This window comes from Nocardia sp. NPDC059228 (genome assembly GCF_042754245.1).
Lineage (GTDB): Bacteria > Actinomycetota > Actinomycetes > Mycobacteriales > Mycobacteriaceae > Nocardia.
Window position 1 is genome coordinate 189,408 of the sequence record NZ_JBHZAL010000015.1, and the last position, 7,214, is coordinate 196,621.

General features: G+C 68.9%; 7 protein-coding genes. 6 read left to right on the top strand and 1 reads right to left on the bottom strand.

Annotated elements, in window-relative coordinates; all coding sequences use genetic code 11:
- Positions 1 to 62: 62 nt before the first annotated feature.
- From ACFXKA_RS23705 to ACFXKA_RS23725, 5 genes are all read left to right on the top strand, one after another.
- The gene (locus ACFXKA_RS23705) at positions 63 to 887 is read left to right on the top strand and encodes an SDR family oxidoreductase (protein WP_379428935.1); all 825 of its coding nucleotides are present in this window, start codon (positions 63 to 65) and stop codon (positions 885 to 887) included.
- A complete protein-coding gene (locus tag ACFXKA_RS23710) occupies positions 884 to 1,972 on the top strand; it encodes a dihydrodipicolinate reductase (RefSeq protein ID WP_379428936.1) in 1,089 nt (362 codons plus the stop codon). Before ACFXKA_RS23705 ends, ACFXKA_RS23710 begins: the two co-directional genes overlap by 4 nt.
- Before the next feature lie 278 nt (positions 1,973 to 2,250).
- On the top strand, positions 2,251 to 2,841 hold the full coding sequence (locus ACFXKA_RS23715) for a TetR/AcrR family transcriptional regulator (protein ID WP_379428937.1): 591 nt from the start codon (positions 2,251 to 2,253) through the stop codon (positions 2,839 to 2,841).
- A gap of 24 nt (positions 2,842 to 2,865) precedes the next feature.
- Positions 2,866 to 3,459: a TetR/AcrR family transcriptional regulator gene (locus tag ACFXKA_RS23720; RefSeq protein WP_379428938.1), complete on the top strand. Its 594-nt coding sequence runs from the start codon at positions 2,866 to 2,868 to the stop codon at positions 3,457 to 3,459.
- Between the two features lie 115 nt (positions 3,460 to 3,574).
- Positions 3,575 to 5,173, top strand: a complete 1,599-nt coding sequence (locus ACFXKA_RS23725; protein ID WP_379428939.1) for an FAD-binding oxidoreductase — start codon at positions 3,575 to 3,577, stop codon at positions 5,171 to 5,173.
- Positions 5,174 to 5,275: 102 nt separating this feature from the next.
- On the opposite strand, the gene ACFXKA_RS23730 is transcribed toward ACFXKA_RS23725, so the two are convergent.
- Positions 5,276 to 5,944 carry a hypothetical protein gene (locus tag ACFXKA_RS23730; RefSeq protein WP_379428940.1) on the bottom strand — a complete coding sequence of 223 codons (669 nt, stop codon included), beginning with the start codon at positions 5,942 to 5,944 and terminating at the stop codon, positions 5,276 to 5,278.
- Positions 5,945 to 6,341: 397 nt separating this feature from the next.
- Between ACFXKA_RS23730 and ACFXKA_RS23735 the strand changes: the two genes are divergently transcribed.
- On the top strand, positions 6,342 to 7,100 hold the full coding sequence (locus tag ACFXKA_RS23735) for a class I SAM-dependent methyltransferase (protein ID WP_379428941.1): 759 nt from the start codon (positions 6,342 to 6,344) through the stop codon (positions 7,098 to 7,100).
- Positions 7,101 to 7,214 lie beyond the last annotated feature (114 nt).

Here is a 7,214-nt window from a genome sequence, read left to right on the forward strand (position 1 = left end):
GATACAGTCTGTCACATCAAAGTCGTTACATTCTGTAACCGCTGAGGACTCGAGGAGGAGTCGTGTCAGCTGCCCCGCAGGTCACCCCCGCCGACACCTACCAGCCGGTACCGCTGCTGGCCGGCAAGGTCATCGTGGTCTCCGGTGTCGGACCGGGCCTGGGCCATTCGCTCACCATCGAAGCCGCCCGCATGGGCGCGGATCTGGTGCTGGCCGGACGCACCGAGAAACGCCTGCACGAATACGCCGACGAGGTCCGCGCCCTGGGCCGCGCCGCGGTGGTCGCCAGGACCGACATCACCGACGAATCCCAGCGCGCCGCGCTCGTCGAGACCACGCTGGCCGCACTGGGCCGGGTCGACTGCCTCATCAACAACGCCTTCGCCATCCCGCCCATGTACCCGATCACCCAGATCGAGGTGGAGGCGCTGCGCCACGCCAACGAGACGAACGTGTTCGCGCCGCTGCGACTGTCGGCGCTGTTCGCCGACGCGCTGGAACGCTCGCGCGGGTCGGTCATCATGCTCAACTCGTGCGTGTCCTACAGCTCGCAACCGGAGTACTCGGGCTACAAACTGTCCAAAGGCGCACTCGCGCACCTGGCTTCGTCGCTGGCCACCGAGCTCGGGCCGCGCGGCATCCGCGTCAATTCGGTCGCACCGTCGTATGTGTACGAGGACATCAACAAGGCCTATTTCGATTGGCTGGCCGGCCAGGCCGGGGTCACCCACGACGACATCTACCGGCAGAAGGCCGCACCCACCGACCTGGGCCGCCTCGCCGGACCCGAGGAGGTCGCGCGCGCGGCCCTGTTCCTGGCCAGTGATCTCGCCACCGCCGTCACCGGCCAGATGCTCACCGTCGACTGCGGCGAGTTCCACCGATGAGTACAGGAGCAACCGTGAACAAGCGCGTCGTGCTGTGGGGGACCGGCGTGGTCGGGTCCATGGTGCTGGCCGAGATCGTGCGCCACCCGCGCTTCGACCTGGTCGGGGTCGGCGTCAGCAATCCCGACAAGGTCGGCAAGGACGCCGGGGACCTGTGCGGGGCCGCGAAAACCGGTGTGCTCGCGACCGATTCGGTCGAGGAGCTGATCGCGCTGCGCCCGGACGCGGTCGTGCACTACGGGCCGACGGCGGCGTTCGCCGAGGAGAACATGCGCGTGATCGGGTCGTTCCTGCGCGCGGGCATCGACGTGTGCTCGACCGCGATGACCCCGTGGGTGTGGCCGCACATGGACAAGCTGCCCGCGTTCTGGCGTGACCCGATCACCGAGGCGTGCGCGGCCGGCGGGGCGTCGTGCTTCACCACCGGCATCGACCCGGGCTTCGCCAACGACCTGTTCCCCATGACCCTGATGGGCCTGTGCGGTGCGGTCGAATCCGTGCGCGCCTCCGAGCTGCTCGACTACACCGACTACGAGGGCGACTACGAATTCGAGATGGGCATCGGCCACCCGCCCGAGTTCACCGCCCTGCTCGAACACCCCGACATGCTCGTGATGGCCTGGGGCGCAACGGTTCCCATGATCGCCACCGCCGCCGGGATCGAACTCGAGGCCATCACCACCACCTGGGACAAGTGGGTGACGCCCGAGGACCGGCCCTCGGCCAAGGGCATCATCAAGGCCGGCACGGTCGCCGCGATCCGCTTCACCATCAACGGCGTGTATCGCGGCCGCGAGGTCATCACCCTCGAACACGTGAACCGCATCGGCCTCGATGCCGCCCCGGACTGGCCCGCGGGCACCAAGGACGACGTCTACCGGGTCGACATCATCGGCAGCCCGTCGATCTCGCAGGAGACCTCGTTCCGTTTCACCGACGGTTCCGGGCGTACCCCCGCCGTCGCCGGGTGCCTGGCGACCGGCATGCGCGCCCTCAACGCCGTGCCCGCGGTCAACGCCCTGCCGCCGGGCTGGGTCACCCCGCTGGATCTGCCGTTGATCCCGGGCGCCGGCACCATCCGCTGACCGGACGCGGTGCGCGAGCCCCCTCCCGGCACCTGTCCGGAGGGGGCTGTCTCGTGTCCGGGTCGCGAACCACCGATCCTCCTCGGCGGCAGCAGCTTCCACTCGTCGGTAGCCACCCGGCGTCCAGCACGGCATGCGTGAGAGCCGGCGCGGCCGACCACGTCGCGAGCCCACCCTGACAGGTCCGCCCGGTTCCCGGCGCGCGTGGCGGGTGGGCCGGGCGTGGTCGCCGATTCGGTAGGTTGCTGGTGACCGGGTGTGTGACCGAGGACGGTGGAATGGGTAGGGCGGGAACCAAGGGTGTGCCGCGCGCCGAGCGGGAGAATCAGATCCTGGAGATCGCCGCCGAACGTATCGCCGCAGTCGGGTATGCCGGGTTGAATCCCGGTGAGGTCGCCGCCCAGGCCGGGGTGTCGAAACCGTTGGTGTACACCTACTTCGGCACGAAGGACCAGTTGTACGCGGCGTGTGTGGAGCGGGCCGCCGCGGCGATCGGTGACGCGATCGACACCGTCATCGCCGGTCCGGCCGAACTGGAGATGGCGGCGAACACCCTCGCGGCGATCTTCGGGGTTCTCGAGCATCGCCCGTACTACTGGAATGCGCTCTTCGATCGCAGTCATCCCGGCGACGGTCCGGCCGCCGACGCCGCCCGGGCGGCGCGCCGGCGGATCGCCGCGCAGGCCGCGCACGGGGCGGGCGCGGTGATGCGGGCGCGCGGGGTCGGCGATCCGCAGGATCTTTCGATGGTCACCGATATCTGGATGGGTTCGGTCACCGCGCTGGTGTCGTGGTGGATCCGTCATCCCGACCAATCCGCCGCGGCGATGATCGCGCGCAGCCGCCGCCTGATCACGGCTCTGTCGTGACCGCCGCATCCGGGAAGGGCTGAGATGGCACGCACCGCGGGCAGCAGGAATGTGCCGCGCGCCGAACGCGAGGAGCAGATCCTCGACGCCGCCGCCGCGCAGATCGCGCGGGTCGGCTACGCGGGTCTGTCGATGGCGGCCGTCGCCAAGCAGGCCGGGGTGTCGAAGACGTTGGTGCACACCTGTTTCGACACCAGGGACGGGCTCTATGCCGCGTGCCTGGACCGGGCCGCCCGGGCCGTCACCGAGGCGGTGGAGCCGGTGCTGTCGGGGACCGCGGATCTGACCATGGCCGAGCAGACCCTGCTGGCGATCTTCGGCGCGCTCGAGCACCGCCCGCACGACTGGAACGTGCTGCTGGATCGCACCCATCCCGCCGCCGGCCCGGCCGCCGAGGCCGCGAACGCGGCGCGCGCGCGGATCGAGGAGCAGGCCGCGCGCGCGATGTCGGCGTTCATGGCCGCGCGTGCGATCACCGATCCGGTGGATCTGGCGGCGTTCACCGAGGTGTGGATCGGTGCGGTGACCGCGTTGATCCACTGGTGGCAGCGGCATCCGCAGGTGCCGGGGCCGGAGCTGGCGGCCCGCACCCGCCGGGTCATCGCCGCGTTCGCCTGACTCGAATCCGGTGGCCGCGCAGCGGTGTCCGCGAGGGTGCCTCTTGCCGCCGCCGTTATTGACCATGTAGTAATTTACCGATCAGTCATTAATGTGGCGAGTGGAGGATACGACCATGGCAACCAGATCGTGGTGGGGATGGGGCACCGTCGAGGACGCCGTCACCGGCGCCGAACGCAGCGCACTCACCCAGCGGATCGCGGCCCTGCTGCCCGACGCCGACCTCACCATCCACCAGCCACCCGAGCTCACCGCACTCCCGATCCCGCAACCGCGCACCCGCGCCCCGCAGGCCCTGGCCGGGATCGCCTCCTACGACACCGCCGACCGCGTGCTGCACGGCCACGGCCAGGCCTTCCGCGATATCGTGCGCAATCTGCTCGGCCGCATCGGCGATGTCCCCGACCTGGTCGTGCGCCCGCGCACCGAGCAGGACGTGGTCGACGTCCTCGACTGGTGCGCCGGCGCGGGACTCGCGGTCATCCCCTTCGGTGGCGGCACCTCGGTCGTGGGCGGTGTCGAACCCCGCGACTGCGGCGACTATCCCGGCAGCGTCGCGCTCGACCTGACCGCGCTCGACCAGGTCCTCGAGATCGACCGCACCAGCCGCGCGGCCCGTATTCAGGCCGGAATCCTCGGGCCCGCACTGGAATCCGCGCTGCGCCCCCACGACCTGACCCTGCGGCACTTCCCGCAATCGTTCGAGTTCTCCACCCTCGGCGGCTGGCTCGCCACCCGCGCCGGCGGACACTTCGCCACCCTCTACACCCACATCGACGACCTGCTCGAATCGATGCGCGTCGTCACCCCCGCCGGGGTCGGCGAATCGCGGCGGCTGCCCGCCTCCGGCGCCGGACCGGCCCCCGACCGCCTGTTCCTCGGCTCGGAGGGCACCCTCGGCGTCATCACCGAAGCGTGGATGCGGCTGCAGGATCGGCCCCGCTGGCGCGCGAAGGCCTCGGTCCTGTTCGACGACTACCGCGCCGCCGTCGACGCCACCCGCACCCTGGCCCAATCCGGGCTCAACCCGGCCAACTGCCGGCTGCTCGATCCCGCCGAAGCGTTCCTCAACGCCGGAGTCCTCGCCGCCGGGGGAGTCCTGGTCCTCGGATTCGAATCCGCCGACCACCCCGTCGGCGAATCCCTGCGCCGCGCCGTCGAGATCTGCGCCGGTTTCGGCGGCCGCACCCGCGACGAGGCGCCCGCCACCGCATCCGACGCCGACCCCTCCGACACCTGGCGCTCGTCGTTCCTGCGCATGCCCTATCAGCGCGACGCCCTCGCCGCCCAGTCGATGATCACCGAAACCTTCGAAACCGCCTGCACCTGGGATCGATTCGACCAGCTGCGCGCCGCCATCGAGACCGCGGCCGCCGACGCGTTCCGGTCCACCGGTGTCACCGGCGTGCTGACCTGCCGGTTCACCCACGTCTATCCCGACGGGCCCGCACCTTACTTCGGTGTATACGCCGCCGGCCGGTGGGGGAGCACCGTCGAACAGTGGGATGAGATCAAAACCGCTGTCTCCGAAGCCATTTCCGCCAACGGCGGCACCATCACCCACCATCACGCCGTCGGCCGCGACCACCGGCCCTGGTACGACCGGGAACGACCCGGGCCGTTCGCCACCGCCCTGCGCGCCACCAAAAACGCACTCGACCCCGCGTGGATCCTCAACCCGGGCGTCCTCATCGACCGCGAGGGGCAGTCATGAACAGCCACCTGCTCGAAGGGTTCGGCGCCCGGTGCGGGTCGAAAGCGCCACCTGGTACCGGCCCCGGCGCCGGCTCGGGCTCGGCCGGGGGTCGGCGCACGGTCAGCGCAGCGAATAGACGTAGCGGCTGGTCGGGATGACGTCGAGGTCGCGGTCGGCGCCGAAACGGGCGATGCTGTCGAGCATGCGGGTACAGCGCCGCTCGAGTTCGGCGTCGTCACCGCCGCTTCCCCAGTAGGCGTGCGGATCCGACATCGCGGCCATCGGGAACAGTTCCTCGACAACGGCGTCCACCCGCCCGTCGGGGGTGATCGAGCCCAGCACCGGATTCTGGATGTAGCCCAGACTGGCCTGGTTGTCCAGCGCGACCTGGGTGTGGTCGCCGATCCAGTTCTCCAGCCACTGCGCCCGGGTCATCCCGGCGGGAATCCTCATCACCGCGATGCGCGCCAGTGCGTCGGCGCGGACACCGCTGTCGGTGCGCGGCGGGCGCAACGGGGTGAGCTCGTCGACGACGAACCCGTCGAGCCGATCGGCCAGCGGCCGCAGCAGCGCGGTGACCTGATCGGGGTCCTCGACCCCACGCAGCGTCACCACGGCGTCGACGGGCGTGTCATAGGTACACATCCACAGCTCGGCGGCGGCGACGTACTCGTCACGGATATTCACCTGCAGTTCGCTGACACCGCAGCAGGACAGCGCCCGCCGCAATTCGCCATCGTGCAGGCGTGTCTTCAATTCGGCCCCCCACAGCAAATACGTCAGTTTCATAGCCCTGCTACCCGGAATGTGATGCTGATCATCGAACCAACCGGACAGTAACCCAGCCTTCGGGACGGCACCCGGCCCGTGTCCCACTGAGCGGAACTGTTAGCAACCCGAACCAACCCGCTCTGGTGGCAACCGTTTCCACACCATCCAGCATCGGCCATTGCCAACTTCGGTCGAATCAGAAATTTCACCAAAAGCCAAATACGCCAAAGGGTTTCCATTCGTCGGATCAGCATGTTCGGCACCGGGCGCGGAATGAACAACAGCACCGGGCCACCGTCGGCGGTGCAACAACTAAACTGATGATCCGAGAACTGACGACCCATCATCGGAACAATTCGTCGCATCGCCGGCACGACCCTTCATGTGTTGCCCATCCGCAATCGAAGGAGGAGCCATGGGCACCGAACCGAAGCACGACGATCAGATGGACTTCGAAGCCCTGTACCACGACACGGCATCGGAACCGGGTGCTCCCGCATTGATCCCCTGGGACATCGGCGGCCCACAGCCGGTGGTGCAGCAGTTGGTGGCCTACGGCGCCGTGCGGGGCGAGGTGCTCGACCCCGGAACCGGCCCGGGGCATCACGCGATCTACTACGCGTCCAAGGGCTACTCGGTCACCGGTATCGACTCGTCGCCGTCGGCCATCGAGCGGGCCAAGCGCAACGCGGAGCGCGCCGAGGTGACGGTGAACTTCGAGGTGGCCGATGCCACCAAACTCGAGGGCTTGGAGGATCGCTTCGACACCGTCGTCGACAGCGCCTTCTACCACGTGTTCCTCGACGACGAAGAAACCCAGATCCGGTACGCGCAGGCCCTGCACCGCGCCACCAGACGGGGGGCACGGCTGTTCATGTTCGAATTCGGCCGCCACAACGTCAACGGCGTTCAGCTCGAAGGTTTGCCCGCGGAGAATTTCGACCGCGTGCTTTCCGCGGCCGGGTGGGTCATCGACCACCTGGGAACCACCACCTACCAGGCCAACTTCGGCCCGGAGACGTTCGCCTACATGACCAAGGAGATGAGCGACGACTCCGGATGGGCTGATCGGATGAAGCCGATGATGGAACAACTGCAGATCATCGGGCCGTTGCTGAAGAACAACCGGGTGCACGTGCCCGTGTGGGCCGTGGCCGCCACCCGCCTCGACTAGGCAGTGTCTCGAAGTGTGTGGTGGGGGGGGGGGGGGCGCCCGCCGCGCCGCCACCACCCCGCACCGGGTTTAGTTGTTCGAGACAGGGAGGGGGAGAGTGGAAGAACGAGTGTT

Coding starts and splice junctions, on each gene's coding strand:
- ACFXKA_RS23710 (WP_379428936.1), top strand. CDS start 884: ATGAGTACAGGAGCAACCGTGAACAAGCGCGTCGTGCTGTGGGGGACC.
- ACFXKA_RS23715 (WP_379428937.1), top strand. CDS start 2,251: ATGGGTAGGGCGGGAACCAAGGGTGTGCCGCGCGCCGAGCGGGAGAAT.
- ACFXKA_RS23720 (WP_379428938.1), top strand. CDS start 2,866: ATGGCACGCACCGCGGGCAGCAGGAATGTGCCGCGCGCCGAACGCGAG.
- ACFXKA_RS23725 (WP_379428939.1), top strand. CDS start 3,575: ATGGCAACCAGATCGTGGTGGGGATGGGGCACCGTCGAGGACGCCGTC.
- ACFXKA_RS23730 (WP_379428940.1), bottom strand. CDS start 5,944: ATGAAACTGACGTATTTGCTGTGGGGGGCCGAATTGAAGACACGCCTG.
- ACFXKA_RS23735 (WP_379428941.1), top strand. CDS start 6,342: ATGGGCACCGAACCGAAGCACGACGATCAGATGGACTTCGAAGCCCTG.